The organism is uncultured Leifsonia sp. (assembly GCF_945957465.1).
Taxonomy (GTDB): domain Bacteria; phylum Actinomycetota; class Actinomycetes; order Actinomycetales; family Microbacteriaceae; genus Leifsonia.
This window is the reverse complement of the sequence record NZ_CAMFLC010000030.1, coordinates 12,685-38,494: the sequence shown is the minus strand read 5'-3', so window position 1 is coordinate 38,494 and position 25,810 is coordinate 12,685. Positions and strand designations below refer to the sequence as shown.

Below are 25,810 nucleotides of genomic sequence, written 5' to 3'. Positions count from 1 at the left end.
CGCCATCGGCCCCGCTTGCTCTGGGAGTTCTCAGGAAGCATGGCGCAGGATGTCCTGGTCACCCGACAGCACGATAAGGAACCACCCCCATGAGCTCGCTCCGCGACCACATCGAGCGCACCCTCCGCGACACCGACCACAGCATCACCGCCGAGACCGTCCCCGTCACCACCGGATCGGTCGCGCTTCCGCAGCGGCAGTAGCGCCCATCGGCAGCTGTCAGCGCCCGGCCAGCGAACCGCCGATCCCGCCGACGCTGAAGTAGCGGTTGAGCACGGCGAACACGATGATCGGGGGGATCATCATCACCACGGCGACGCTCATCACCGGCCCCCAGTCGGTCTGGTTCTGCTGGAAGAAGGTCTGCAACCCGATGGGGAGGGTGTAGCTCTGATCCGATCGCAGGAACACCACGGCGACGAGGTAGTCGTTCCACGCGAGGAGGAACGCGAAGATCGCGGTGGAGAGGATGCCGGGCAGCGAGTTGCGCAGCACCACTCGCGAGAAGCTGCCGAAGACGGAGCAGCCGTCCATCCACGCCGCCTCCTCCAGGCTGATCGGGATCGAGTCGAAGTACGCCGCCATCATCCAGATCGCGACGGACAGGGTGCCGCCGACGTACAGGATCACGACGCCGCCCAACGTGTCGACGAGTCCCAGCCCGGCGAACAGGATGAACAGCGGGATGATCGCCGTCACCACCGGCAGCGACTGGATGACGAACAGCGTGAGCGAGAAGCCGGCGACCAGCCTCCCGCGTCCGCGTGACAGCACATACCCCGCGGGGGCGGCGATCACGACCGACACGACGACCGTCGCGAGCGTGACGAGGAGGCTGTTGCCCACCCACCGCCCGAGATCGGTGGAGGTGATCACGCTCACGTAGTTGTCGAGGGTGACCCCGGTGGCGGAGCTGCCGAGAGCAGGCTGCAGCGAGAGCAGCACCACGGCGACCAGAGGCACGAGCACGAGGGCGGTGATCACGGCGAGCAGGCTGAACCTCCACCACCGGCCGCGGTCACCGGCCGGCCGGGGCCGGACGCGGGTGCGGGGTGCACGCGGAGCGGTCCGCTGGACCAGTGCCGTCATTCGATGGCCGCCTTTCGGATCTGCCGGTAGAGCGTGACGCTGACGACGACGAGCACGAGCGTCATGAGGAACGCGATGGCGACGCCGGGACCGGTCTGGAAGTTCTGGAACACCGTCGTGTATGCGAGGACGACGAGGGTCTGGGTCGAGTCGACCGGGCCGCCGCCGGTCAGCAGGAAGATCGTCGGGAAGTCGTTCACGCAGAAGATCGTCATCAGGATCCAGCTGATGTAGGTGGGCCGCGCGACCATCGGAAGCGTGATGAACCGGAAGGTCTTCCAGCCGGACGCGCCGTCGACGCGCGACGCCTCGTAGACGTTGGTGTCGACGGAGGCGAGCGCGGACGACATCATCATCATCATGAACGGGAAGCTCACCCACACTTTGAACACGCAGACCGTGAGCTGCGCGAGCAGCGGGTCGGCCAGGAACAGCACGTCGCCGAAGCCCAGCGCCTTGGCCACCAGCGGCAGCGGGCTCTGCGGGGTGGCGACCAGCCAGTTCCACGACGTGGACGAGACGACGATCGGCACGACCCACGGCAGCAGCAGGAGCACCTTGAGCAGCCCGTTCGCCGGCACTCGGGTGCGCAGCACCAGCGCGAGCGCCAGACCGATCGCCCAGCTGCCGAAGACGCCGACGACCGTGAAGACGACGGTGAACCAGGCGGCGTGCCAGAACTGCGGAGAGGTGAGCACGGTCGCGTAGTTCTGCAGGCCGACGAAGGTGCCCGCATCGACGAGATCGCCGTTGCGCAGGGACTGCTGGCCGGCGTAGAGGAGCGGGTACAGGTTGAGCAGCAGGAGCAGGAGGACCGCCGGCGTCGCGAACAGCACGAACGTCAGGGTCCCCGAGTTCGGGCGGCGGGGCGGTCGGGCGCCCGGGCGCCCGCGCCCGGCGACGGCGACACCGCGTCGGGCGCGGCGGACGGATTCGAGTGCGGTCGGGGTGGCCATGCGGGTCACTTCTGCTGGGAGGTCAGCGTCTTCTGGAGGGTCTGCAGCGACTCCTTCGGAGTGGCCTTCAGCGACAGGACGCTCTGCGCCCAGGTGCTCATCGCGGGCGTGCTGTCCACCAGGGTGACGTCGGCGAACAGGGCGTCGCCTCCCGGCGCGGCCCAGGTCTTGCAGATCGGCTGCCACTTCTCGATCATGGTGACGGCATTGGCGTCGGACCGGAACTGCGGGGTGTTCGCGATCGATTTGAGCACGGGGAGCCCGATGCCGGTGTTCTGCGTCCACAGCGGCGCCATGTTCTTGTAGTAGTAGGTGAGGAAGGCCTCCGACCCCTTCTGGCTCGGGGTGTGCTTGTACATCATGATGTTGTTCGGGAAGTACAGCGCGCCCTTGCCTCCGCGCGCGCCGGTCAGGGGTTCGGTGACCGCCATGTCCTGCACCAGCGGACCGCCGAGCACCTGCGCCAGGCCCGGCCCTTCGAAGCCCATCCCGAACGTTCCGGCCTTCCACTGGCTCTGCGCGTTGGTGGTCGAGTAGCTGACGCTGCCCGGGTCCATGTAGCCCTTGCGGATCAGCTCGACGACGAACTCGAGCGCCTCGATGTTGGCCGGAGTGACGCAGTCGGGCTTCTGGTCGGCATTGAACAGGCCTCCGCCGTTGTTGATGAGCAGCCCGACGAGCGCCTGGAAACCGTTGCCCTGCGCCCCGGATGCGATTCCGAAGCCGAAGACGCCGATCTTCTTGAGCGCCGCGCTCACGTCGAGGTACGACTGCCAATCGGTGGGCGGCTCCACCCCGGCCTTCTCGAGGAGGGACTTGCGGTACCAGAGGGCGCGCATGTCGAGGTTGTAGGGGACGGCGACGTAGCCCTTGCTCGTCTTCATCGTGTCGAGGACGCCCGGCAGGAAGTCGTCGAACAGGCCGTTGCCCTTCCACGAGTCGAGGAGCGCGTCGGCGTACGCGATGTAGTTCTTCTCGGCGAACTGGAACGCCTGGGTGCCGCTGCCGCTGCTGACCGCGGGGCCGGTGTTGGAGGCGATCGCCGACGCGAACGTCGTGGTGAAGTTGGACCATTGCACGGCCTGGTACCCGGCGGCGGGCAGCCCCTTCGCCGGCTTGTAGGCGAGCGTGATCTTCTTGTCCAGGGGTGAGAAGGCGGTCCCTCCCCACGGCATGTTCCAGAATTTGACGGTCGACGACGAGGTGCCGCCCGGCGCGCTGCACGCCGCGAGTGCGGCGAGCACGGCGAGCCCGCCGGTGCCGGCGAGCAGTCCTCGGCGAGTGATGGTTCCGGAACTCGACCCGTTCGTCATGCTGTCTTCTCCTCTATCGGCCGGGGAAACGCCGGCGGCTTTCTTCGTCGAACACCTGAAGAGGTGGCGTGGTCGAGCGATTTGCGCAAATTTTCGACGCTCGACATCGTCGCCGGGCCATACTTTCAGCGAACTGACCGACGCGCAAGAGAAGAACTCCACGAAAGTTTGCGCAATGACTTCGCCGCGGATAGGCTGTGCGCATGAACGGTGAGGACGCCAGGCGCGACCGACCGACCCTCTCCGATGTCGCTGGGATGGCCGGCACGAGCATCCCGACCGTGTCCAAGGTGCTCCGCGGGGGGACGGACGTCTCACCGGCCACGCGCGACCGGGTCATGGAAGCGGTGCGTGCCGTCGGGTATGCGCGCGCCACGAGGCCGAGCGCCCCGGAGCCCGACGCACCGGCCATGATCGACCTCGTCGTCAATCACGTGCACGGGACCTGGGCGAACGGCGTGCTCACCGGTGTCGAGAGCGCGGCCACCGCCGCGAACGTCGACGTCGTCATCACGGTGGCCCGGGAGGACGGCAACTGGGTGTCCCGACTGCTGCGCCGGCCCTCTCAGGGCGCCATCGTCGTCCTGGTCGACCCGGCCCCGAGCCATTTCGCCGCGCTGGAGGCGGCGCGCATCCCCGTCGTGCTGGTCACGCCGATGAGTGAGCCGAGCGCTCCCGCGATGCGTGTCGGCGTCACCAACTGGGACGGCGGCCGGACGGCCGCCGAGCACCTGCTCGCGCTCGGTCACCGTGCGTTCGCTGTGGTCGGGGGCGACCGGACGCATCTGTACAGCCGCGCGCGGATCGACGGGTTCCGTTCGGCGCTGGAGCTCCAGGGAGCTCCGGCGCCGGTGGTCGTGCACGGCGATTGGGACCGCCGCCGCGCCGCCGACGCGATCGCCCCGCTGCTGCGCGGCCCTGACCGCCCCGGTGCGGTGTTCGCCTGCTCGGATCTGATGGCGATGGGTGTGTACGACGCGGCGCAGGCCGCCGGGCTGCGCGTGCCCGCCGACCTCAGCGTCGTCGGGTTCGACGACGTACCGGAGGCGAGCTGGGGGACGCCTCCCCTGACGACTGTGCGGCAGCCGATCGCCGAGATGGGCGAGGTCGCGGTGCGGCTCCTGCTCGGCGCTCCCGAGCTCTCCGGCGAGCCGGCGCCCGCCGTGCTGCCGCGCGTCGACCTGTCGACGACACTGGTGGTGCGGGCCTCGACCGCGCGAGCGGCGGGGTAGCCGCCGAGACCTGCCGGCCCGGCTGCCGCAGCGTGCGCGACGGCTCTTTGCGGAGGCGGCCCGGGCGAACTACCGTTGGCTCTCTCACGTCTTCGTCGCTTGGAGCCCGGCCATGACCTCCGCCTTCGCCCCGCTCGGTGTGCGTGTCTTCCGTCTGCTCTGGATCGCCGGGCTGGTGAGCAACATCGGCAGCTGGATGCAGACCGTCGGTGCGCAGTGGCTGCTCGTCGAGCAGGGGAGTCCGGCGTCGGTCGTGGCGCTCGTGCAGACCGCCGCCGCGGCGCCCGTGCTCTTGCTCGCCCTCCCAGCCGGGGTGCTCGGCGAGTTCTTCAACCGGCGGACGCTGTTGATCGTCGTGCAGACCGCTCAGTTCCTGATCGTGCTCGGCCTGGCCGGGCTGACCTGGGCCGGCGCGATGACGCCCGCACTGCTGCTGGCCGTGACCTTCTTGCTGGGCGCCGGCTCCGCCCTCCAGCTGCCCGCCTATCAGGCGGTCGTGCCGGACGTGGTGCCCACGCCCATGATCGCGGACGCGGCGGTGCTGTCGTCCATCGGTGTCAACGTCGCACGCGCGATCGGTCCGGCGCTGGCCGGCCTGGTGGTCGCCCAGTCGGGGGTGACGGCGGTCTTCGTCGCGAACGCCCTGTCGTTCCTGGTGTTCCTGGTCGCCCTGTTCGTCTGGCGCCGGTACGTGCCGCCGCGCGGCCGGCCGGAGCGCTTCCTGGATGCGACCCGCGCCGGGGTGCGCTACGTGCGGAACGCCGGTGCGATCCGCGGGCTGTACCTGCGGCTCGCCCTCTTCCTGTTGCCGGCGAACGGGCTGTGGGCGCTCCTGCCGGTGCTCGCGAGTGCCGAGCTCCATCTCGACGCCGGTGGCTACGGCCTGCTGCTCGCCTCGCTCGGCGTCGGCTCGGTCGGTGGGGCCTTCCTGCTCCCGCCGCTGCGGGCACGCTGGAGCACCGGGGCGATCGTCGCCGCCGCCTCGGCCGTGTTCGGCCTCTGCACCCTCGCCGTGGCCGTGATCTCGTCGCTCTGGCTCGTGCTCCTCGTGCTGGCCGTCGCGGGCTTCGCGTGGATCGGCGTGATCGCGACGATCAACGGCACGGTCCAGTCGTTCCTGCCGGTGTGGGTGCGCACGCGCGGGCTCTCGATCTATCAGCTGGTGCTCTTCGGCTCGACCGCGGTCGGTGCGGCGGTAACCGGAGCGCTGGCGACCTGGGCGGGAGTCGTCGGCGTCCTGATCGGCTGCGGCGTGCTCCTGGTGGTGCTCGGGATCGTCGGTGCGCTCCGCCCGGCGATCGACACGCGCCACAAGGGCCGCGCGATCGTCACGATGCCGTTGACCGACGTACCCCTGGTCTCGGGCGAGCCGCTAGACGACTCGGCGGCGAACCCGGTGCTGGTGCTGATCCGCTACACGGTGCCCGCAGAACGGCGGGACGACTTCGCCGCGCGGATGGACGCGGTCGGCCGTTCGCGCCGCCGCACCGGAGCGCGCGACTGGCGGCTGTACACCGATCGTGAGGACCCGGCGATCGTCGTGGAGGCCTTCCAGGTGGGATCGTGGAGCGAGCACCTGAGCCAGCATGAGGAGCGGATGACCGAGTACGACCGCCAGCTGCTCGACCGTGCCAGGGCGCTCGCCGACGGAGAGCCGGTCGTCGAGCACCTGCTGCAGACCGAGGCGGTGCGGCGCGCGGCGCGGTGACGGCCAGCCTGCTGGGCGAACTCCGCAACGACCCCGAGCTGTTCCAGGCGGCGAACACGGCCATCGGCCGCCCACCGGTGCGGGCACTGGTCGAGGTCATCCACCGCTGGATCCAGCGCGGCGAGGTACCCGACGACGTGCGGGTCGAGCTGATCGCCGGCATCATCCCGACAGCTGCGTTCGGAAGCGTGACGCTGCGGCAGCGCGCGCTCGACGCCGCGGCCGTGACCGAGCTCGTCGACCACGTGCTGCTTCCGGCGCTCCGGCCGCGCTCAGTCGCCTGACCCCGCGCGCAGCGCCCGGACCATGCTCTGGAGGCTGTGGAATGCCGCCGACTGCTCGGCCGCCGTCATGCCGGAGAGCATCCGCAGTTCGACGCCGCGGACGGCGGCGGTCGCCGTGTCGAGGCTTCGGCGGCCGCGGGGCGTGAGCCGCGTCGGCAGGGCTTTGCCGACGGGCGCATGCGTCGCCCTGGTGACGAAGCCGTCGCGTTCGAGCGCCTGGAGCAGCACATTCATCGTCTGCCGGGTGACGAAGGCGCCGCGGGCGAGCTCGGAGTTCGACAGGCCGGGGCGCTGGGCGAGCAGTTCGAGGCACGAGTAGTGGGTCACGCTCATCCCCAGCGGTCGGAGCACGTCCTCCATCGCTGAGCGCAGGGCGCTGGAGGCTTCCTTCAGCAGGTAGCCGAGCGAGGTCTCCAAATCGATCCCGGCACGCTCTGGACTCATGTCAGTAGTCTGACATAGGGTCGCTATGTCAGAAAACTGACACAACTGAAGGAGCACATCATGCCCGCCACCGGTCCCGATTTCATCTCCCTGCAGGTCCGCGACCTCGACGCTTCACAGGCCTTCTACGAGCAGTACCTCGGCCTCGCCCGCTCGCCCGCCGGGCCTCCGCACGCCGTCGTGTTCGCCACGTCGCCCATCGCGTTCGCGCTCCGCGACCTCCTGCCCGGCACCGACCTCGCCTCCGCCGCCCAGCCCGGCGTCGGGGTCGCGCTCTGGCTGCACGCGACGGACGTGCAGGCGATCCATGACGCGCTCGCGGCCGACGGGCACGCGATCGTCGCGGCGCCGATCGACGGCCCGTTCGGCCGCACCTTCACGTTCGCCGATCCCGACGGCTACCACGTCACTCTGCACGACCGCGCCTGACCGCCGAAGCGATCGGCGCGGTGTGCCGGGCACGGTGCTCGCGAGTATGGCGCTCGCGGGCATGGTGCTCGCCGAGCGCCGACGTCCGGCGGTCAGGCCAGAGCCGTGCGCAGCGCGTCGACGATGTCGGCGGAGCGGCGGTCGCCCGCCTCCATCCAGTTGGTCACGTAGCCGAAGCCCACGGCGGCGTCGCGGTCGGCGAAGCCGAGCTGGCCGCCGGCGCCGTCGTGGCCGAAGCTGCGCGGGCCCAGAAGGGTGTCGGCGGCGGTCCGGACCATGAACCCGCGCGCCCAGACGGGCCACGGACCGGGCGTGGGGAACACCGGTTCGCCGCTGCTCATCGGCACGAGGGCCGCGTCGAGGGTGTCGTCGCTCAGCAGGCGCACTCCGTCGGTCGGAGTCACGGTCGCCGACCAGATCGAGGCGAGTGCGCGCGCGGTCGCGATGCCGCCGGCACCGGGCAGTTGCGCGGCGTGCACGCGCGGGTCGTTGAAGCCGCCGTCGGGCGTGGCCAGCTCGGCCGGCAGCGCGCCGCCGAGCGTGGAGGCGAGGAGGTTCCAGCGCACGGGCTCCGCCTCCGAGGCGCGCGCCGCCGCCCGCTGGCTCTCCGAGAGCTGGAGGTGCGCCACGCGGTGCTCCTCGGACTGCGGTACGCCGATCCAGACATCCGAAGCCCACGGCCGCATGAGCCGGGCAAAGGCAGCACCCGGCTGCTCGCCGGTGATCCGGCGGACCAGCTCTCCGGTGAGCCACCCGTGGGTGAGCGCGTGGTAGCTGTAGCCGGTGCCCGGCTCCCAGAGCGGCTCCTCGGCAGCGAGCAGCCGCGGCACCGTTCCCCACACGAGGAGGTCGTCGAGGGCGAGCGGTTGCCGCAGCGCGGAGAGCCCGGCGCGATGCGAGACGAGTTCCGCGACGGTGACGCCCTTCTTGCCCGCCGCCGCGAACTCCGGCCAATACCGTGAGACGGGCGCGTCGTAGTCGAGGCGGCCGTCCTCGACGAGGCGTGCCACGAGAATCGACATCAGCCCCTTGGTGCACGAGAAGATGACGGAGGCCGTGTCGTCCTGCCAGGGCCTCCCGTCGCGCTCGTCGGCGATGCCCGCCCAGAGGTCGACGACCGTCTCGCCCTCGATGCGCACGCTCACGGCGGCGCCCATCGTCGGGCGGCGGTCGAAGCCCCGCCGGAAGGCGTCGGCGACGCGTTCGAACCCGGCGCGGGCGGTGCCGTGGACGTCTGGGTCGCTCATGCCGTGCGGATCCTCCCGTGGTCGAGTGCAGCTCGATCGTACTCGCGGGCTACTGAGACGCCTCTTGACCTCAAGCGCTTGAGGTCTGTTCTGATGGAGCCATGACAAGGTTCACCATCCAGGACGTGTCCCGGCAGAGCGGGCTCAGCGAGCCGACGCTCCGGTACTACGAGGAGGTCGGCCTGCTCGGGCCGATCGCCCGCGACGACAGCAGCGGGCACCGCAGGTACAACGACGGCGATCTCGACGCGGCGCAGGTGCTCGCCTGCCTGCGGGCGATGGGCGTCGGCATCGAAGACATGCGCACATACCAGTCCAACCGGAGCCGGGGTCAGAAGGCCGCGGCAGAGCAGCGCGACATCCTGCTGCGGCACGCCGAGCGCGTGGAGGAGCAGATCGTGACGCTGCGCACTCACCTCGACTACCTTCGTGCCAAGGCCTCGCTGTGGGATGCCCGCGACCGAGCGGACGCCGCGGCGGAGGCCGAGGCGCAGGTCGAGCTCCAGGCCATGCTCCCGCGACTCGAGGCGACGTTCCGATGAGCGGCGCACGGGTTCTCGTCACCGGCGGTACCGGTTATCTGGCCACGCGGCTCATCGCCGATCTTCTCGCCTCCGGCATCGACGTGCGCACGACCGTCCGGAGCCTCGATCGTGCCGACGAGGTGCGGCAGGCCGTGCGACGCGGGGGCGTCGACGACGCCGGGCTGTCGTTCGCAGCGGCGTCCCTCACCGAGGACGACGGCTGGTCGTCGGCACTGGCGGGAGTCGAGGACGTCTATCACGTCGCCTCGCCGATGATCCAGACGACCGCTCCCGAGGAGGTCGTCGTGCCGGCGCGGGACGGCGCCCTGCGTGCGCTGAGGGCGGCCCGCGACGCGGGAGCGCGCCGCGTGGTGCTGACCTCCTCGTTCGCGGCCGTCGGCTACTCGCCCAAACCGGTGCGCGAGTACGACGAGTCCGACTGGACCGACCCGGCCACACCCGGCCTCCCCGTGTACCCGTTGTCGAAGGCGGTCGCGGAGCGCGCGGCCTGGGACTTCGTCGACCGGGAGGGCGGAGACACGGAGCTCGTGGTCGTCAACCCGACGTGGATCGCGGGGCCGACCCTGACCGGCTCGGCACGCTCGTCGCTGCAGTTCTTCACGGGTATGCTCGACGGCGTGATGACGGCGGTCCCGCGCCAGCGGTTCGGGATCGCGGACGTGCGGGACGTCTCCGCGGCGCACATCGCCGCCATGACGACTCCCGGCGCTGCGGGCAAGCGCTACCTCGTGCTCGCCGACGGCCCGACCATGACGTTCCTCGACGTCGCGAACGTGCTGCGAGCTGAGCTCGGCGACCTGGCCAGCCGGGTTCCGACGGCGGAGGTGCCGGGCGAGGAGCCCACGCCGCTCGTCATCCACAACGAGCGCGCGAAGGCCGAGCTGGGGTTCCGGCCGCGGCCGGCGGTCGAGACGATCGTCGAGACCGCGACCAGCCTCCGTGATCTGGGAATGCTCGCAGCCGATCCCGCTTAATTGAGGTATCCTCAGAAATAGGGACGAGGGTGGGTCGCGCCTGGCGCCAACGGCCGGCGACCCGCCCTCGCAGCATGTCCGCGCCCGCTCGCCGCCCCGGGGTCGCAACACGCCGTCACCCGGGAGCCATAGCGGCGTGTTGCGTCCCCTGCGCGGGCTACGCCCGCACGGCCCGCAGCGCCGGCCACGCGGCGCCGTGCCCTGCGGGGCTCAGCCGCGCGGCAGCAGCGGGACGAGCATCTCGACGATCAGCTGCGCGGAGGTGCTGAAACGGTCGGTCGGGTCGGCCTCCAGCTCGGTGATCTGAAGGCCGATCACGCGCTCGTGCGCGAGCGTGCGAGCCGTCTCCGCGACCGTGTCGATCGTCAGGCCGTCGGCGACCTGGAAGTCGGTGGGCACGATGCCGGGGCGGAGGGCGTCGGCGGAGAAGTGGACGAACACGTCGCGTCCGGCGATCGTCGCGGCGAGCTCCTCCTGCATCAGCGGGCCCGAGGCGATGATGCGGATGGGCGAGTTGGCGATGACGTGCTTCTCGGCGCGGTCGAGGTCGCGGGCTCCGAGCAGGACGACGTTCGACAGGGCGAGGTCGTCACCGTGACCGGAAGGCCACAGGCCGGTCGCGGCGGCGAGGGCCATGCCGCTGAGGTCGCCGGTGCGGGTGGTGCCCGGGCTGTGCAAGCAGGGGTGGGCGCCCATCCACACCACCGCGGCGTCCGGATGCGCGCGGGCGACGGCGGGGAGGGTCGCGATCGCAGCGGCGTTCCTGGTCACGCAGAACGCGCTGAACGCGCTGGTGCGCAGTGAGTGCGCGGCGGCGTCGGCCAGCGCCTCCAACTCGGGCTGCGACTGCTGCAACGCGGCCCGCCAGCCGAGGCTGCGGCCCGGTGAGGTCTCGCCGATCACGGAGATCGGCGCGCCGAGGCGCGTGCCCAGCTCACGCGCGAGCGCGAGCGTCGCCCGCCCGGCGCGGTCGTTGTGGCCGGACACGCCGTCGACGAACGCGGTCACGGCCGCGCGGGTGGAGGGCACGGCGGAGGCGGCGGGGGAGGCCTCCCGAGGTCGTGGGGGAACCGCAGCCGGGCTCGGGGTGAGGTCGACGACGGAGTTCATTTCAACCGGCGCCTTTCGGGTCAGCGCATGGGAACGACGTGATCAGGATAGGCGCGCCCGAGCGTGCGCATCTCCACCCAGAACTGGGGCCGCTGGGCGGGTCGCGGTGCCGGCTCGCCTGGGCTTCCCCACTCAATTCCTCGGGCGCCCCTGGCGCGCCGCGGCGACCCGGCGTACCGTCGCGCGATCGACGACAAGGAGACGCACGATGGAACGAGACGCCGCAGCACGACCGGATGCCGACGACCTCCCGGACGGCTCGGGGACCGATCCGGAACAGCCGGACGACGGCGGGGACACGGCGTCGGGAGGCGGAGCCGATGACCGCTGAGGCTCGGCCGGGCGACCAGCCGGAACCGGACCAGGTCGACCCCGAGCACGGGACCGACCCGGAGGGCGCGCCCGTCGAGAACCCGGGCGGGTAGCCGCTCCCTCACGCGCCTTTCGGCGACGGAGGCGACCAGACCGGCGCGGTCGGGTCGATGGTGGACGCGATCCGTCGGCAGTTCGCCGCGAACTGCCGCACCTGCGCGTCCGTGAGCGGCGCGAACACGAGCTGCTCGACGAGCGCGTGGTGCGCCGGCGTCGACCGGGTGACCTGGTCGTGCCCTGCTCCGGTCAGGATCGCCAGGGTGAAGCGGCCGTCGGTCGGGTCGACCTCCCGTCGCACCCAGCCCTTCTTCTCGAGCCGCGAGATCGCCCGGGAGAGCCGCGAGAGCGTGCTGCTGGCGTAGCCGGCGAGCGTGCTCAGGCGCAGAGTGCGGTCGGGCGCGGTGTCGAGCGCGTAGAGCAGGCCCTGCTCGTAGTGGGTGAGTCCGCTGTCGCGCTGCAGTTGCGCGTCGAGCGCCGCGGGCAGCCGCTCCAGGAGCGTCGCGATCGAAGCCCAGGCCTCCAGCTGCGCTGTGCTCAGACCGGTGGAATCGGTCGGTGGCGTCATGGGGACGAGCCTAACTGACTTGCTCAGGCAAGTGAAGACGGGTAGTGTCACTTTCCTGAGCAAGTGAAACCGGTGCGGCGGCGACCGCAGGGGAGGAGAGGCATGGAGCTGCAGCTGAACGACACGACCGCCTTCGTCAGCGGGTCGACGCAGGGGATCGGCTACGCGGTGGCCTCGGCGCTCGCCGCGGAGGGCGCCCGCGTCATCCTGAACGGCCGGCGCGAGGAGTCCGTCGCCGCCGCCACGGAGCGGCTGCGGCGTGCGCACCCCGGCGAACACGGCGGCCTCGTGGCGGACTTCGCCGACCCGGCGCAGGTGGAGCGGCTGCTCGACCGGCTGGGCGACGTCGACATCCTGGTCAACAACGTCGGACTCTTCGGGGTGGAGGCGTTCGGCTCGATCACCGACGACGAGTGGGCGCGCTACCTGCAGGTCAACCTGATGAGCGGCGTGCGGCTGTCGCGCCGCGTCCTCCCCGGCATGCTCGAGCGCGGCTGGGGTCGCATCGTGTTCGTGGGCAGCGAGTCGGGCGTGAACGTGCCGGCCGACATGATCCACTACGGCGTCACGAAGGCGGCGATGACCGCTCTCGGCAACGGGCTGGCCAAGCTCACCCGCGGCACGGCCGTCACGGTCAACACGGTGCTCGGCGGCCCGACGTACTCCGAGGGCGTCGCCGCCGCTGTGGAGTCCATCGCGGCCGACCGTTCCGCTCCCGTCGACGCGGTGAAAGCCGCGATCATCGGTCAGAACCGCACCACCCTGCTCGAACGGTTCCTCGAGCCGAGCGAGCTGGCGTCGCTGGTCGCGTACCTCGCGAGTCCGCTGGCCTCCGCCACGAACGGCGCGGCGATCCGCGCCGACGGCGGAGTGCTCACCGGTCTGCTCTAGACGCGCCGAGACGTGAGTAATCGCCGGAATCCGAGGTCCGATTCCGGCGATTACTCACGTCTCGACGATCAGAGCAGGTTCACGCGGGCGCCGATCTCGACCTCGTCGCGTTCGCTGCGGCCGGCGTCCGCCAGCCTCTGCGCGGGTTCGAGCATGTGCCGGGCGAAGAAGTCGGTCAGTTCCGCGCGGGCGGTCAACGGGAGGACGGCGGCGACGTACTGGTCCGGACGCACGATCACGATCGCGCCCTCCGGTCCGATGCCGCGGTCGCGGTGGATGTCGCGGCCGTGGCCCGCCGAGAAGATCTGATTGAGGTCGTGGAGGCCGTACGGAACCTTGGCCGGCTTGAACGCGGCGGGCACGTCGCCGGGCTCGACGTCGGTGTAGTCCTGCTGGTAGACCACCTTGGTGTCGAAGACCGCGTCGTCGTCGCCTCCGGCCGGCGTGTAGCGCACGCGGGGCGAGGAGGGATCGGTCGCCCACCACTCCGCGAAGTCGGCGGTGGGTGTCCCGACGAGGGCGGGAGCGGCGGCGTCGGCGAAGACGTAGACGCGCCAGCGGCCGTCGGCCTCGTGGAAGTGCCCGAGGTGACGCCAGCGGTTGTCTGCGCGGCGGATGACCTCCGCCGACTTGAAGCGCTTGCCGATCGGGAAACCGGGAGCGAGCTCCTGATGCTCGCCGCCGAGGGTGATGAGCGATTCCGCGTACTGGGTCATGAAGCCGGCCGGGAACTCCATCGTCTTCACGTACCAGTGCTCCAGCTCGGCGGGGTCCTCCCAGTCGTCGACGGGCTTGGCCATCATCCCCGACCACTCCTTGTCGAAGTCGATGAGGTTCTGCGCGATCACCTTGCGTTCGGCCGCGTACGTGTCGAGCAGTTCCTCGGGCGCGCGGCCCTCCAGCACGGCGGCGAGCTTCCAGCCGAGGTTGAAGCCGTCCTGGATGGAGACGTTCATCCCCTGGCCTGCCTTGGCCGAGTGGGTGTGGCAGGCGTCGCCCATGATGAACGCGTGCGGGTGCCGCTCGCCGGTCAGCTCGGGCGGCACGTCGTCGAAGCCGTCGGTGATGCGGTGCGCGACCTCGTAGACGGACCACCAGGTCACGGCCTTCACGTCGAGCGTGTAGGGGCGCAGGATGCGGTTGGCCTTCGCGATCATGTCCTCGATCGGGGTGGCCCGCACTGCGCCGGGGTTCGCGTCGTCGACCTCGCCGAGATCGACGTACATCCGTGCCAGGTAGCCGCCCTCGCGCGGGATGAGCAGGATGTTTCCGGCGTCGTGCGACTGGATCGAGCACTTCACCTGGATGTCGGGGAAGTCCGTGTTCGCCAGAATGTCCATGACGCCCCAGGCGTGCATCGACGCATCGCCGTGCAGGCGGTGGCCGAGCGAGGTGCGCACGCTGCTGCGTGCGCCGTCGCCGCCGACCAGGTACTTGGCGCGAACGGTGCGCTCCTCCCCGGATCGCGGGCCGTGGCAGTAGCGGATGCGCGCGCTCACCGGGTATTCCGCGTCGGGGTCGATCTCGCAGTCCACGAACTCGATGCCGTAGTCGGGCACGATGCGGCCCGGTGCGCGTTCGGCGTCGCGCAGGAAGTAGTCGAGGATGCGCGACTGGTTGACGTAGATGTGCGGGAACTCGCTGATCCCGGTCGCGTCGTCGGGGGCGCGGGAGGCTCGCACGATGCGCGACGGGTCGGCGGGGTCGGGCTTCCAGAAGCACATCTCGACGTTGCGGTACGCCTCCTCGATGACCTCGCCCGCGAACCCGAACGCCTGGAAGGTCTCCACCGAGCGCGCCTGGATGCCGTCGGCCTGGCCGACCTCCAGCCGGCCGGGGCGCTTCTCGATCGCGCGCGCGTCGATCGAGGGGAAACGCGACAGCTGGGCGGTCACCACGGCGGCGGCGGGGCCGGTCCCGACGATCAGGACGTCCATCCGGTCGGGCAGTTCGCGTGGGCGGTCGACGCCGTGACCGGCTGCCGGCTTGACGCGGGGATCGCCGGACTCGTAGCCGCGGTAGTGGATCTGCACGCTCATTCCTCCTCGAATGACGACCGTTGTGCCCCGAGAGTGTTGTCTCTATAGTTGGAACACTGATCTAATAATCGCTACAAGGCTAACTCTTCGTCGGTAGCGCGGCAACAGGGAGGGCGTCATGGCCGAAACGACCGGCGCGGACGGCGGGTCGCAGACCCTCTCACGCGGCCTGACCGTCCTGGCGCTCATCGGGGAGTCGCCGACACCGCTCACCGTCGCCGACCTGGCGGCCCGGCTGGGCCTCCATCGCTCCATGGTGTACAGGCTGGTCCGCACGCTCGAAGCCCACGGCTTCGTGACCCGAACGCCCTCCGGCGAGCTGGAGCTCGGTGTCCGGCTGGTGGCCCTCGCCCGCAACGTCGCCCGCGCCCTGCACATCGCCGCGGCTCCCGTGCTCGCCGAGCTGGCCGACGGCCTGGGCATGACGTCGTTCGTGGTGTCCTTCGACGGGGAGGCCGCCGTGACGCTCTCGACCGCCGAGCCGCGCGGGGCGGCCGCGACGGTGGCGCAACGGCCGGGCAGCCGGCACTCCATCGACCGAGGAGCACCGGGCCGGGTCATCCGCTCCCAGCTCGACCCGGCCGCTCACCCGCCCCGCGCCTTCGAGGTCAGCAGCGACGAGATCATCCCGGGGCTGTCCTCGGTCGCGGTGCCGCTGCGCGTCCCCGACGGCACGCCGTCATCGCTGGCGGTGGTCTACATCACGCACGAGTACGAGGTGGACGCGATCGCCGCGACCCTGACGGCGGCGGCGGAACGGGTGGCGCGGGCGTTGCGGTGAGGGGGCGACACTTCGGCGATTTGTGAACCACTGAGTAGGCTCCTCAAATATCTCTAGTACGGTTCAAATATGCTAATTCAACTCGATCGGGCGTCGCTGGTCGGGTTGGCGGAGCAGATCGCCGCGGCTATTCAGGACCAGGTACGTACGGGAGCTTTAGCGGCGGGGGAGAAACTTCCGGCGGCACGAGACCTGGCCGCGGGACTTGGGGTCAACGTGCACACAGTTCTTCGGGCGTACTCGATCTTGCGCGCGGCCGGTGTCGTCGAGCTTCGCCAAGGACGGGGAGCACGTGTCTTGCCGCGACCGGAGAGACTACCGAACGAGGTCCTCGACGCCATCGATGCACTCGTACGGGGAGCCGCCAGTCGGGGAGTCACTCGCCCGCAGCTCGTCAGATATCTGGAGGAAATCTCATGAACGACGAGATCGCGGATGCCGGCAGCGGTATTGCGAGAAGGAGCGTTGCGGCAGTCCTGGTTTCCGCCCCGGCGCTCGTGATTGTGTGGTCGCTGCTGGCGTGGATGCCGGCGCTCCCCGCGGAGTTGCCTACGCAGTGGGCCGGGGACGAGGTGGTTTCGCGCCTGCCCACTTTTGTGTTCGCCGGCTCTGCGGTCGCAATTTCTGGTGGTGCCGCGCTATTCGCGTGGCATGCTGCGATGAGCCCTCGCAACGGCGAATATCACCGTCGGGGGTTCTTGATTTCGGGTTCAGTCGCGGGCGCCACTGCGGCAGCATGGCTTATCAGCGTTATCGTCGCACGTCATCCCGGCCAAGAAATCGGCGGCGCCGGGTTGGTTGCGGTCGCAGCGCTGTTCTACGGATTGTTCCCGTTCGCATGTGCGCCCGCGAACGTGACGACCGGTGAACGTGGGAACCCGGACGAGCTGGACATCACCCAGACCGAGATACTTGCGTGGTCGCAGACCCAGGTCGTCCCGATCTTCGTATGGGCGTCGGTGGCCTGCGTCCTGGTCGCAATTGCATTTGGATACCTGCCGTGGTTCTTGGCTGGCCCCGAGGGGTCCAATCTGAGCTTTGCCATCGTGGCGTCACTCCTCGTTGTGATGTTCTCTGCCTTCGCGCGGGTCCGAGTGACCGTGGACTTGCGTGGGCTTCGAGCACTGTCAGGGACGATCGGGATCCGACTTCTGTCAGTTGGCCTCGAAGATGTGACCTCGGTGCGTACGATCACTCTCGAGCCGCTGCGTTGGGGAGGCTGGGGTTACCGGATCGGTGCTCGTGGGAGAGCCCTCGTCCTCCGTGGTGGTCCGGCTATCGTGGTCACTCTGCGCGGCGGAGGGGAAATCGCGGTGACAACGCCTGACGCAGAGCAAGCTCTGAGCGTATTCCGGGCGTTGCTGCGACGAAGAGATTCGTGAGAGTGTCCAGATCGTTGTCTGGTCTCAGCTACGACCCACCGCCTCCTGAAGCGTGCGGATGACCGTGGCGAGCACTCCGGAGGCCAGCAGTCCGGGGCCGAGGGGGCCGGAGCGGTCCTCGCCCAGTCGCGGTATGCGTCCGAGCGCGGCGCGGACGTCGGGGCTCATCCGCTCCAGCTGCCAGTTCACCTCGTCGTCGAGGACGTGCGGGTCGCCGGGCACAGCGAGGGAGGCCGCACGCGCCGCGTAGGCGGCGGCGCCCAGCGCGTGGGCGCCGACATGAGCGACGGCCGCGGTCAGCTCGCCGCGCGCGTAGGCCCGGGCCCGGCCGATCGCTTCGCGCGCCCGCGGATCGTCCGGCGCCTCCGCCTCGAAGAGCGGGAGCACCCGCTCAGCGCAATCGGCCGCCCAGGCGGCGGCAGCGCGGCGGTCGGCATCGTCGAGCGTCTGCGGGGAGATCACCTCCCCAGGCTGCCACGCGCCGTTGCGGCGGGCGAGCCCGCGTCGCGCTCAGGCCTCCCGGATCGCGGTGAACCGGCCCCGGTGGTGGGCCGGGCGCTCGATCTCGTCGACGATGGCGACCGCCAGATCGGCGGCGGAGATCGTCGACTCGCCCTCCTCGTCGCGGAGGAGCACGTCGCCGCCGAGGCGGTACCTCCCGTTCGCCGGGACCGGCGCCCACGCGCCGAACACCTCGGGAGGGCTCACGAAGAACCAGTCGACGGACTCCGGCGTCTCCCGCAGGTCGTCCAGGATGCGCATCCCGGTCAGGATCTCCGGCTTCACCTCGTCGGGCAGCGTGTCGACCGTGACGTCCCACAGCGTGGGGCCGCCCGGCTCGACGTGCAGCGACGAGGCGCCGCCGACGTGGCCGACGCGGGTGGACGTGCCGTCGACGCGCCGGGCGAGCTCCCGGAGGACGCCCTCCAGTTCGCCCGCCATGTCGCCGCGCGGCGACAGCGCGCTGACGACCACATCGCTCCCGGGGACGACCCGGTCGAGGACCGCGGGGTCGAGCACCGAGCCGATCACGTGGTCGACGCCCTCGATCTCCTCCGCGGGAGCGTTGCGGCTCACCGAGGTCACCTGATGGCCTCGCCTCACCGCCTCCGCGACGATCGCCCCTCCGGCGTAGCCGGTGCCTCCGAGAACCGTGATGTGTGCCATCCGCACTCCCTTCCGCCGTCCACGATAGGGCGTGCGGCGGGCGAGGTCGTCCCGACTGTTCCGCTGTGGTCAACCGCCGTGCACCGGCGGGCAAGCGCTGCGGGCCCGCGCACGATTGGATCGTGTTCAATCGCGCATCCCGTGAGCGCGTCCCACCGAGGAGAACCCCCGTGACCTCACCTTCTGACACCGCTGTCAGCACCGCCGCCCAACCCGCCGCCCACCGCCGGCTCGGCGTGCCGGCCGTCACCTTCATGATCGTCGCCGCCTCCGCTCCGCTGACCGTCCTCGCCGGCGGGGTCACCACGACCTTCGCCGTCACCGGCGTGCTCGGCGTGCCCCTGTCGTTCCTGCTGCTCGGGAGCGTGCTCGCGATCTTCGCGGTCGGCTACGCCGCCATGAGTCGCTACGTGACCAACGCCGGCGCCTTCTACTCGTACGTGTCGCAGGGCATCGGACGTCCGCTCGGCGTCGGCGTCTCGATCGTCGCACTGGTGTCGTACAACGCGATGCAGATCGGCGTCTACGGACTCTTCGGCTATCAGGTGGCCTCCCTGCTGAACACGAAGTTCGGCTGGGACCTGCCCTGGTGGCTGCCGATCATCGTGTGCATCGCGATCGTCGGCATCCTCGGCGTGAACCGGGTCGACCTGTCGGCGAAGGTGCTCGGCGTGCTCGTCGCACTCGAGTTCCTGGTCGTCATCGTCTACGACATCTCGGCGTTCGTCGTGGCACCGGAGGGCGTCAGCGCCCAGGCGCTCAGCCCGTCCGCCCTGTTCGTGCCCGGCATCGGTGCGGTGTTCGCGTTCGGCATCGCGGCCTTCATGGGCTTCGAGGGAGCCGCGATCTACGGCGAGGAGGCCAAGGATCCGAGGCGCACGGTCGCGCGCGCCACCTACACCGCCGTCGGGGTGATCGCCCTCTTCTATGCACTGTCGTCGTGGGCGATGACGATCGCCTCCGGACCGAGCCACGTGATCAAGGACTCCACCGAGCAGGGCCCGAACCTCATCTTCACCTTCCTGGAGTCGAACGTCGGCGTGCTCATCAGCGACATCGCCCAGGTGCTGTTCATCACGAGCCTGTTCGCGTCGCTCGTCAGCTTCCACAACGCCGTCGCGCGCTACTTCTTCTCGCTCGGCCGCGAGGGCGTGCTGCCGTCGTGGCTGGCCCGCGTGCGCGCGCACAGCCGGGCACCGTGGGCGGGCTCGCTCACCCAGACGGTCCTTGCGCTGGTCGTGATCGCCGCGTTCGCCCTCGCCAGCGTCGGTTGGGTTCCTCCGAAGGGCGCGCCGGCGATCCTGTTCCCGGTGCTGACTCTCTTCTCGTGGCTGACGAACACCGGCGCGCTCGGTCTGGTGCTGCTCATGGCGATCGTCTCGTTCGCGGTCGTCGGCTTCTTCCGCCGTTCCCAGCACGGCCTCGGCGTCCGGCAGCGGATCGTCGCGCCCGTCGTCTCCGGAGTCGGCCTGACGGCGATCTTCATCCTGATCGTCGTGTACTTCAACACCCTGCTGACCAGCGACCCCACCGCCCCGCCGTCGGCGACCACGTTCCTCCTCCCGGCGATCGTGATCCTCTCCGGAGTGGGCGGCATCATCTGGGGCTACGCCCTCAAGCGCCGCAACCCGCGCGTGTATGCGCAGATCGGCCACGGCACCGAGGAGCAGAACGCGCCCGAGCTGTAGCGCGGCCCCTTCGTGCGCCCCTCGTGCGCCTCTCGTCCGCCCCTCGCGCGCCCCTCGCGCGCCTCTCACCCGCTCCTCGTCCGCCCCTCGCTGAGGGGCGGACGAGGGGCGTCCAAACGCCCCTAAAACGCTCCTTTAGGGGCGTTTGCGCGCCCCTCACCCGCCCTTCGCGAGCCCTTCGCGAGCCCTTCGGGTGCCTCCGCCCGTGCCCCACTGAAGGGCGGCCGAGGGGCGTCCATACGCCCCTAAACTGCCTCTTTAGGGGCCTTTGTGCGCCCCTCGTGTGCGCCCCTGGTGCGCCTTTCGTGCGCCTCTCATGCGCCTTTCGCCTGCCCCTCACCTGCGCCTGGCGTACCCTTCGGCCGCCCCGTGCTGAAGGGCGGGCGAGGGGCGCCGAAGGGCGCTTAAAGCGCCCATTTAGGGGCGCCTATGCGCCCTTCGTGCGCCCTTCGGGTGCCCTTCGGGTGCCCGGCGGCCGACGCGTCGTGAGGACGCTGCTGCGGCGGCCGGCGCGGCCGATGTGGAACCGGCGGGCGCGCACGACCTCCCCGATGACTCCGGCGCAGGGCGGCGGTCGTCGCCGACGGGGAGGGCGGCGTCAGCCGTTGATGACGCGGTGCACCGAGACGGCCTTGAGGCCCTCGACGCCGAATTCGACACCGTAGCCCGAGCCCTTGACACCGCCGAACGGGATCATCGGGTGCACGCCTCCGTGCGAGTTGATCCAGACGGTGCCCGTGTGCAGGCGGTTGGCGATCGCGATGGCCTCGTCGCGGTCGGGACCCCAGACCGAGCCGCCCAAGCCGACGTCGAGACGGTTCGCGCTGGCGATCGCGTCCTCCACGTCGGTGTAGCGGATGATCGGCAGCGCCGGCCCGAACTGCTCCTCGTCGACGAGGGCGGTGCCGTCTTCGACGTCGGCGACGAGCGTGATCGGGTAGAACAGGTCGCCCAGTGCGGTGGCGGGGGAGCCGCCCGTGACGATGCGCCCGCCGTTCGCTTTGGCATCCTCCACCAGGCGGTTCACGATGTCGAACTGCTGCTTGTTCTGGAGCGGGCCGAGCACGTTCGACTCGTCGAGTCCGTTGCCCATCGGGGTGGCGCGGGCGACCTCGGCCAGGGCCTCCACGACCTCGTCGTACACGGAGTCGTGCACGTAGAGCCGCTTGAGCGCGGCGCAGGTCTGCCCGGTGTTGATGAACGCGCCCCAGAACAGGTCCTGCGCGATCGCCTTCGCGTCGACGCCCGGCAGGACGATGCCGGCGTCGTTGCCGCCGAGCTCCAGCGTGAGCCGGGCGAGGTTGCCGGCCGAGCTCTCGATGATCTTCTTTCCGGTGGCGGTGGAGCCGGTGAACATCACCTTGTCGATGTCGGGATGGGAGGCCAGCCGGGCGCCGACCTCCCGGCCGCCGGAGACGCCGATCAGCACGTCGGCGGGCAGCGCCTCGTTCAGCACGTCGATCAGCGCGAGCACGCTGAGCGGGGTGTACTCGGACGGCTTGACGACGACGGTGTTCCCCATCCGCAGGGCCGGCGCCAGCTGCCAGACCGCGATCATGAGCGGCCAGTTCCACGGGCCGATCGCACCGACCACGCCGGCGGCGCGGTAGTGCAGTTCGGCGTGCGTCTCGCCGTCGTCGACCAGCACCTCCGGCTCCAGCCGCAGCGCGGCGTTGGTGCGCAGCCACGCGGAGCAGGCGCCGACCTCGAAGCGCGCGTTCGGTCCGTTCAGCGGCTTGCCCTGCTCGCGGGAGAGCAGCCGTGCGAGCTCCTCGGCGCGGGCGTCGACGGCGTCCGCGGCGGCGACCAGCGCAGCCGACCGGGCCTCGTGGCCGAGCGCCTCCCACGCGGGCTGCGCCGCCCGGGCGCGTGCGATGGCCGCGTCCAGCTGGTCGACGGTCGCCTCGGGCGCGTTGCCGATGAGCTCCCCGGTCGCCGGGTCGTGGATGGGTCGCCCTTCGCCCTCCGGCGCACTCACACGGTCGAGCAGGTCACGGACATCGGTCATGATGGGTCTCCTCCGATGGAATGGTGGTCCGTTCAGTCTCGCTCCGCTGCGCGCGGCGGGGTTGTCCGTGCGCGCAGGGGGGATGACGGAGGGTGCACGGACGGCCGCGACTCCGTCGCCTGCTCTGCCGTCGTCGCGTTCGCGCTGCGCAGTGGCCGCAGACCTGCCCGGAGCTCGTCGACCAGCGTCATCGGTTGTTCGAGCGCGGCGAAATGGCCGCCGCCGCTCGCTTCGCCGTAGTGGATCAGGTCGGCGTAGGCGTCCTCGATCCAGGTCCGCGGCAAGAGGGGGATGTCCTTCGGGAAGACCGTCACGGCGACCGGGAGCGTCAGCCTCGGGCCGGCCATCGTCGCGGTGCGATTCTCCCAGTAGATCCGCGCGGAGGAGGCGGCGGTGTTGGTGAACCAGTACAGCGAGATCGTGTCGAGTATGACATCGAGTTGGATCGCGTCCTCCGCGAGCCCGTCGTTGTCGGTCTTCGACTGGAACTTGTCGTAGATCCAGGCCGCCTGCCCCGCCGGGGAGTCGGCGAGGGCGAAGCCCGGTGTCTCGGGCCTGGTGCCCTGCAGGTGGTTCGAGCCGCCGAGCGCTCCGCTGTAGAGAGCCAGCGTGTCGATGGCGTGCCGCTCCTCGGACGACGGCGTCGAGGGGACGATCTCGGGGAACGCGTACGGAGTGGTGAGGTGCACCCCGAGCAGGCCGTCGGCGTGCGTCTTCGCCAGTTCGGTCGTCACGACGGCTCCCCAGTCACCGCCATGCGCTGTCCATCGGCGGTACCCGAGTCGGCGCATCAGCTCGGCCCACGCGGCGGCGATGCGTTCGACGTTCCAGCCGGGCGCCGTCGGCTTGTCCGAAAACCCGAAGCCCGGCAGCGACGGGATCACCACCTCGAAGGCGTCGGCGGCGAGGCCGCCGTGAGCGACGGGGTCGGTCAGCGGACCGATCAGGGGCAGGAAGTCCACGAACGAGCTCGGCCAGCCGTGGGTCAGGATCAACGGCATCGCGTCGGGGTGGGGCGACCGGACGTGGATGAAATGGATGTCCAGCCCGTCGATCTCGGTCAGGAACTGGGGAAGGCGGTTCAGCTCGGTCTCGAATCGCCGCCAGTCGTAGTCGTCGGCCCAGTGTCGGACCAACCTCTGCGCGTGCGCGAGCCGCACCCCCTGCGACCAGTCGCCGACCGTCTCGGGGTCGGGCCAGCGCGTGCGGGCGAGTCGCGCTGCGAGGTCGTCGATGTCGGCTTCGGGGATCGCGACGGTGAACGGGCGGACGGCGCGCGTCGCGGCGCGCCGGGGTTCGGTGGACGGTGTGTCGGCCGAGGGTTTTTCGGCGCGGGGTCTTTCGGCGCGGGGTCTTTCGGCGCGGGGCTTTGCGGTCACGATGGTTCTCCCTTGCGATGGTTTCGCCGACATTCCGTTGCACACGGGTGTGCAACGACTCCCCGCCACCGTAGCTCATTGCACACCTATGTGCAATGATTGGATTCATGGCGACGGACACGGCTCGCGATCGGGCGATGGAGGAGACCCGTGCGCGCATCCTCGACGTCGCCCGAGAGCTGCTGGGGGAGCGCCCGGACGCGGGAATGGCGGAGGTCGCCGCGGCCGCGGGCGTCGTGCGTCGGACGGTCTACGGGCACTTCCCCGCGCGTAACGACCTCGTGCGCACACTCGCGGAGCACGCGGCGGCCGAGATCGGCGTGGTGCTGAGCGACGTCGATGCGCCCGCAACACCCGCGGACGAAGTGTGGGTGCGGTTCGTCGGCAGGCTGTGGCCCCTCGCGCACCGGTACCGCGTGCTCCTGGCACTCCGCCGCGGCGAGTACGGCGACGAGATCCACGAACTGCTCGGCAACGTCGACGCGATGCTCGCCGCGCTGATCCGGCGGGGCCAGGCCGCCGGAGCGTTCGGGACGCACCTTCCGCCGGACGCGCTCGCGCGGATCGCCTACGCGGCGGTGTTCGCGATCGCCGACGACCGTCGAGGCGATCCCGCGCTCGGCGTACGGGCCGCCGCCGTCACCAGCCTCCTCACGCTCGGTGTGCCGGCCGACCGCGCGAACGCCCTGGCGGCGTCACTCCCGAACCGAGGTCAGGCGCGCGGGGGGCGCCCCGCCTCCGTCCGCCGGACCGACGACCGGTAGATCCGCTCCACCACCCAGAGCAGCACCCCGATGGCCAGGAGGCCGAGCGCGATGACGTACTGACCGTCCGGGCGGCCGGAGGTCCACGGGAAGACCAGGTACAGGCACGTGATCGCGCCGATGACGGGCAACGCCACCGGCGTGCGGAAGTGGCCGTGGTCGACCGGTTGGCGGCGCAGCACCAGAACCGCGATGTTGACCACTGCGAACACGGCGAGCAGCAACAGGGAGGTCGTGCCGCCGAGCAGGGCGACGATGGATCCTGCGGGGTCGATCGAGACGTACGAGATCAGTGCGACGGCGAGGGCCGAGGTGAACAGGATGGCCGTCCACGGCGTGCGGCGCTTCGCCGACACCCGGCCGAGGAACGGCGGAAGCACCTGCTGCCGGCTCATCCCGTAGAGCAGCCTGCTCGCCATCATCATGTTGATCAGCGCCGTGTTGGCGACCGCGAACATCGAAATGAACGGCAGGAGGTCGTTGATCGGGAAGCCGGGAGCCGCCGCCTCGACGGCTGTCACGAGCGGCGTCTCGCTGCCGGCGAGCTCGCCGATCGGCACCAGCGCGACCACCACGATCGAGACGAGCACGTAGACGACGGCGGCGATCCCGAGCCCGCTCAGCATCATCCGCGGGAAGATCCGGGACGGGTCCTTGGTCTCCTCGGCCATGTTGACCGAGTCTTCGAAGCCGACCATCGCGAAGAACGCCAGGGAGGTCGCGGTGCTCACGGCGAGCAGCACACCCTTGTCGTCCGGGCTCTCGAAGGCGACGATCCGCGAGAAGTCGGCCTGGCCGCCGCCGATCGCCCAGAGCCCGATGAAGATCACCAGCAGCAGCCCCGACAGTTCGACGAGGGTCAGCACCACGTTGAGCCACACGCTCTCGGTCACCCCGCGCAGGTTCACGAGCATGATGAGCACGATGAAGGCCAGTGCGATGAGGAGCGTCGAGAGGTTGTCTCCCGGCAGCCCGAACCCGACGCTGAGGTTCACGGCGAACGCCCGCGACGCCGTCGACGCGGATGTGATGCCCGAGGTCATCACGACGAAGCAGACGATGAACGTGAAGAAGTGGATGCCGAACGCCTTGTGCGTGTACAGCGCGGCGCCCGCGGCCTGCGGGTACTTGGTGACCAGCTCGAGATACGAGAAGGCGGTGATGGTCGCGACTCCGAACGCCAGCAGGAAGGGCAGCCAGGCCGCGCCTCCCACCTCGGCCGCGACCTGCCCGGTGAGCGCGTAGACGCCCGTTCCGAGGATGTCGCCGACGATGAAGAGCAGGAGCAGGCCCGGACCGAGCGCACGCTTCAGCTCCGGCTGTTCCGGCTCGACGGTCTTGACGACCTGGGTCCAGGACGGATCGCTCACGGTTGCTCCCCTCGTGCACACGGCGTTTGGGGAACCACTTTATGTGAGTTCTCTCAGAAAAGTCACCTCTCCG

Annotated in this window: 26 protein-coding genes; 13 read left to right on the top strand and 13 right to left on the bottom strand. The window is 70.3% G+C overall.

All coding sequences use genetic code 11. The annotated features are described in order from the left end of the window. Window positions 1-219: 219 nt before the first annotated feature. Genes Q0Q23_RS13545 through Q0Q23_RS13535 form a run of 3 tightly spaced genes read right to left on the bottom strand, consistent with a single transcriptional unit; the run spans window position 220 to window position 3,358 of the window. Complete coding sequence (locus Q0Q23_RS13545; RefSeq protein ID WP_295124759.1) at window positions 220-1,089, bottom strand: carbohydrate ABC transporter permease; 870 nt, start codon at window positions 1,087-1,089, stop codon at window positions 220-222. Then, on the bottom strand, window positions 1,086-2,045 hold the full coding sequence (locus Q0Q23_RS13540; protein WP_295124755.1) for a carbohydrate ABC transporter permease: 960 nt from the start codon (window positions 2,043-2,045) through the stop codon (window positions 1,086-1,088). Before Q0Q23_RS13540 ends, Q0Q23_RS13545 begins: the two co-directional genes overlap by 4 nt. Window positions 2,046-2,050: 5 nt before the next feature. Further along, entirely contained in the window at window positions 2,051-3,358 is a 1,308-nt protein-coding gene (locus Q0Q23_RS13535) for an ABC transporter substrate-binding protein (protein WP_295124751.1), read from the bottom strand. A gap of 203 nt (window positions 3,359-3,561) precedes the next feature. Here Q0Q23_RS13535 and Q0Q23_RS13530 point away from each other — a divergent pair, with 203 nt between their 5' ends. The 3 genes from Q0Q23_RS13530 (at window position 3,562) to Q0Q23_RS13520 (ending at window position 6,582) form a co-directional block, all read left to right on the top strand. Next, window positions 3,562-4,590 carry a LacI family DNA-binding transcriptional regulator gene (locus Q0Q23_RS13530; RefSeq protein ID WP_295124748.1) on the top strand — a complete coding sequence of 343 codons (1,029 nt, stop codon included), beginning with the start codon at window positions 3,562-3,564 and terminating at the stop codon, window positions 4,588-4,590. A gap of 112 nt (window positions 4,591-4,702) precedes the next feature. After that, window positions 4,703-6,298 (top strand): MFS transporter, encoded by a 1,596-nt coding sequence (locus Q0Q23_RS13525; RefSeq protein WP_295124745.1) that lies wholly within the window; start codon window positions 4,703-4,705, stop codon window positions 6,296-6,298. Next, on the top strand, window positions 6,295-6,582 hold the full coding sequence (locus Q0Q23_RS13520; protein WP_295124742.1) for a TetR-like C-terminal domain-containing protein: 288 nt from the start codon (window positions 6,295-6,297) through the stop codon (window positions 6,580-6,582). Before Q0Q23_RS13525 ends, Q0Q23_RS13520 begins: the two co-directional genes overlap by 4 nt. Here the strand turns inward: Q0Q23_RS13520 and Q0Q23_RS13515 are convergent. Beyond that, window positions 6,571-7,026, bottom strand: a complete 456-nt coding sequence (locus tag Q0Q23_RS13515) for a MarR family winged helix-turn-helix transcriptional regulator (RefSeq protein WP_295124739.1) — start codon at window positions 7,024-7,026, stop codon at window positions 6,571-6,573. The genes Q0Q23_RS13520 and Q0Q23_RS13515 overlap by 12 nt on opposite strands. Window positions 7,027-7,086: 60 nt before the next feature. Here Q0Q23_RS13515 and Q0Q23_RS13510 point away from each other — a divergent pair, with 60 nt between their 5' ends. Continuing rightward, a complete protein-coding gene (locus Q0Q23_RS13510; RefSeq protein WP_295124736.1) occupies window positions 7,087-7,455 on the top strand; it encodes a VOC family protein in 369 nt (122 codons plus the stop codon). Between the two features lie 92 nt (window positions 7,456-7,547). Here the strand turns inward: Q0Q23_RS13510 and Q0Q23_RS13505 are convergent, their stop codons facing one another. Further along, the gene (locus tag Q0Q23_RS13505; protein WP_295124733.1) at window positions 7,548-8,702 is read right to left on the bottom strand and encodes a serine hydrolase domain-containing protein; all 1,155 of its coding nucleotides are present in this window, start codon (window positions 8,700-8,702) and stop codon (window positions 7,548-7,550) included. Between the two features lie 101 nt (window positions 8,703-8,803). Here Q0Q23_RS13505 and Q0Q23_RS13500 point away from each other — a divergent pair, with 101 nt between their 5' ends. Together Q0Q23_RS13500 and Q0Q23_RS13495 are read left to right on the top strand one after the other, a co-directional pair. Continuing rightward, the gene (locus Q0Q23_RS13500) at window positions 8,804-9,244 is read left to right on the top strand and encodes a MerR family transcriptional regulator (RefSeq protein ID WP_295124730.1); all 441 of its coding nucleotides are present in this window, start codon (window positions 8,804-8,806) and stop codon (window positions 9,242-9,244) included. Beyond that, a complete protein-coding gene (locus Q0Q23_RS13495) occupies window positions 9,241-10,221 on the top strand; it encodes an NAD-dependent epimerase/dehydratase family protein (protein ID WP_295124727.1) in 981 nt (326 codons plus the stop codon). The genes Q0Q23_RS13500 and Q0Q23_RS13495 overlap by 4 nt, the downstream gene beginning before the upstream one ends. 210 nt (window positions 10,222-10,431) lie before the next feature. On the opposite strand, the gene Q0Q23_RS13490 is transcribed toward Q0Q23_RS13495, so the two are convergent. Continuing rightward, complete coding sequence (locus Q0Q23_RS13490) at window positions 10,432-11,331, bottom strand: arginase family protein (RefSeq protein WP_295124724.1); 900 nt, start codon at window positions 11,329-11,331, stop codon at window positions 10,432-10,434. Between the two features lie 208 nt (window positions 11,332-11,539). On the opposite strand from Q0Q23_RS13490, the gene Q0Q23_RS13485 reads away from it, so the two are divergent. Continuing rightward, window positions 11,540-11,662 carry a hypothetical protein gene (locus Q0Q23_RS13485; protein WP_295124721.1) on the top strand — a complete coding sequence of 41 codons (123 nt, stop codon included), beginning with the start codon at window positions 11,540-11,542 and terminating at the stop codon, window positions 11,660-11,662. Between the two features lie 102 nt (window positions 11,663-11,764). On the opposite strand, the gene Q0Q23_RS13480 is transcribed toward Q0Q23_RS13485, so the two are convergent. Then, entirely contained in the window at window positions 11,765-12,268 is a 504-nt protein-coding gene (locus Q0Q23_RS13480; RefSeq protein WP_295124718.1) for a MarR family winged helix-turn-helix transcriptional regulator, read from the bottom strand. A 102-nt stretch (window positions 12,269-12,370) separates the two neighbouring features. Here Q0Q23_RS13480 and Q0Q23_RS13475 point away from each other — a divergent pair, with 102 nt between their 5' ends. Further along, on the top strand, window positions 12,371-13,159 hold the full coding sequence (locus Q0Q23_RS13475; protein ID WP_295124715.1) for an SDR family NAD(P)-dependent oxidoreductase: 789 nt from the start codon (window positions 12,371-12,373) through the stop codon (window positions 13,157-13,159). A 68-nt stretch (window positions 13,160-13,227) separates the two neighbouring features. Here the strand turns inward: Q0Q23_RS13475 and Q0Q23_RS13470 are convergent, their stop codons facing one another. Then, window positions 13,228-15,192, bottom strand: coding sequence for an FAD-dependent monooxygenase (locus Q0Q23_RS13470; RefSeq protein WP_295124786.1), 1,965 nt, complete (start codon window positions 15,190-15,192; stop codon window positions 13,228-13,230). Between the two features lie 124 nt (window positions 15,193-15,316). Here Q0Q23_RS13470 and Q0Q23_RS13465 point away from each other — a divergent pair, with 124 nt between their 5' ends. The 3 genes from Q0Q23_RS13465 (at window position 15,317) to Q0Q23_RS13455 (ending at window position 17,361) form a co-directional block, all read left to right on the top strand. Further along, window positions 15,317-15,979, top strand: a complete 663-nt coding sequence (locus tag Q0Q23_RS13465; RefSeq protein ID WP_295124712.1) for an IclR family transcriptional regulator — start codon at window positions 15,317-15,319, stop codon at window positions 15,977-15,979. Between the two features lie 69 nt (window positions 15,980-16,048). Next, window positions 16,049-16,399: a GntR family transcriptional regulator gene (locus Q0Q23_RS13460; RefSeq protein ID WP_295124709.1), complete on the top strand. Its 351-nt coding sequence runs from the start codon at window positions 16,049-16,051 to the stop codon at window positions 16,397-16,399. Further along, window positions 16,396-17,361, top strand: coding sequence for a hypothetical protein (locus Q0Q23_RS13455; RefSeq protein WP_295124706.1), 966 nt, complete (start codon window positions 16,396-16,398; stop codon window positions 17,359-17,361). Before Q0Q23_RS13460 ends, Q0Q23_RS13455 begins: the two co-directional genes overlap by 4 nt. Before the next feature lie 24 nt (window positions 17,362-17,385). Here the strand turns inward: Q0Q23_RS13455 and Q0Q23_RS13450 are convergent, their stop codons facing one another. Both Q0Q23_RS13450 and Q0Q23_RS13445 read right to left on the bottom strand, forming a co-directional pair. Continuing rightward, on the bottom strand, window positions 17,386-17,823 hold the full coding sequence (locus tag Q0Q23_RS13450; RefSeq protein ID WP_295124703.1) for a putative immunity protein: 438 nt from the start codon (window positions 17,821-17,823) through the stop codon (window positions 17,386-17,388). Window positions 17,824-17,871: 48 nt separating this feature from the next. Further along, on the bottom strand, window positions 17,872-18,528 hold the full coding sequence (locus Q0Q23_RS13445; protein ID WP_295124700.1) for an NAD(P)-dependent oxidoreductase: 657 nt from the start codon (window positions 18,526-18,528) through the stop codon (window positions 17,872-17,874). Between the two features lie 170 nt (window positions 18,529-18,698). On the opposite strand from Q0Q23_RS13445, the gene Q0Q23_RS13440 reads away from it, so the two are divergent. Next, entirely contained in the window at window positions 18,699-20,216 is a 1,518-nt protein-coding gene (locus Q0Q23_RS13440) for an APC family permease (protein WP_295124697.1), read from the top strand. 598 nt (window positions 20,217-20,814) lie between these two features. Here the strand turns inward: Q0Q23_RS13440 and Q0Q23_RS13435 are convergent. Both Q0Q23_RS13435 and Q0Q23_RS13430 read right to left on the bottom strand, forming a co-directional pair. After that, on the bottom strand, window positions 20,815-22,224 hold the full coding sequence (locus Q0Q23_RS13435) for an aldehyde dehydrogenase family protein (protein ID WP_295124694.1): 1,410 nt from the start codon (window positions 22,222-22,224) through the stop codon (window positions 20,815-20,817). Window positions 22,225-22,256: 32 nt separating this feature from the next. Further along, window positions 22,257-23,603 (bottom strand): epoxide hydrolase family protein, encoded by a 1,347-nt coding sequence (locus Q0Q23_RS13430; RefSeq protein WP_295124691.1) that lies wholly within the window; start codon window positions 23,601-23,603, stop codon window positions 22,257-22,259. A 107-nt stretch (window positions 23,604-23,710) separates the two neighbouring features. On the opposite strand from Q0Q23_RS13430, the gene Q0Q23_RS13425 reads away from it, so the two are divergent. Next, window positions 23,711-24,367 (top strand): TetR/AcrR family transcriptional regulator, encoded by a 657-nt coding sequence (locus Q0Q23_RS13425; protein ID WP_295124688.1) that lies wholly within the window; start codon window positions 23,711-23,713, stop codon window positions 24,365-24,367. Here the strand turns inward: Q0Q23_RS13425 and Q0Q23_RS13420 are convergent. Next, window positions 24,316-25,737 (bottom strand): APC family permease, encoded by a 1,422-nt coding sequence (locus Q0Q23_RS13420; RefSeq protein ID WP_295124686.1) that lies wholly within the window; start codon window positions 25,735-25,737, stop codon window positions 24,316-24,318. The two genes, Q0Q23_RS13425 and Q0Q23_RS13420, sit on opposite strands and share 52 nt — an antisense overlap. Between the last annotated feature and the right edge of the window lie 73 nt (window positions 25,738-25,810).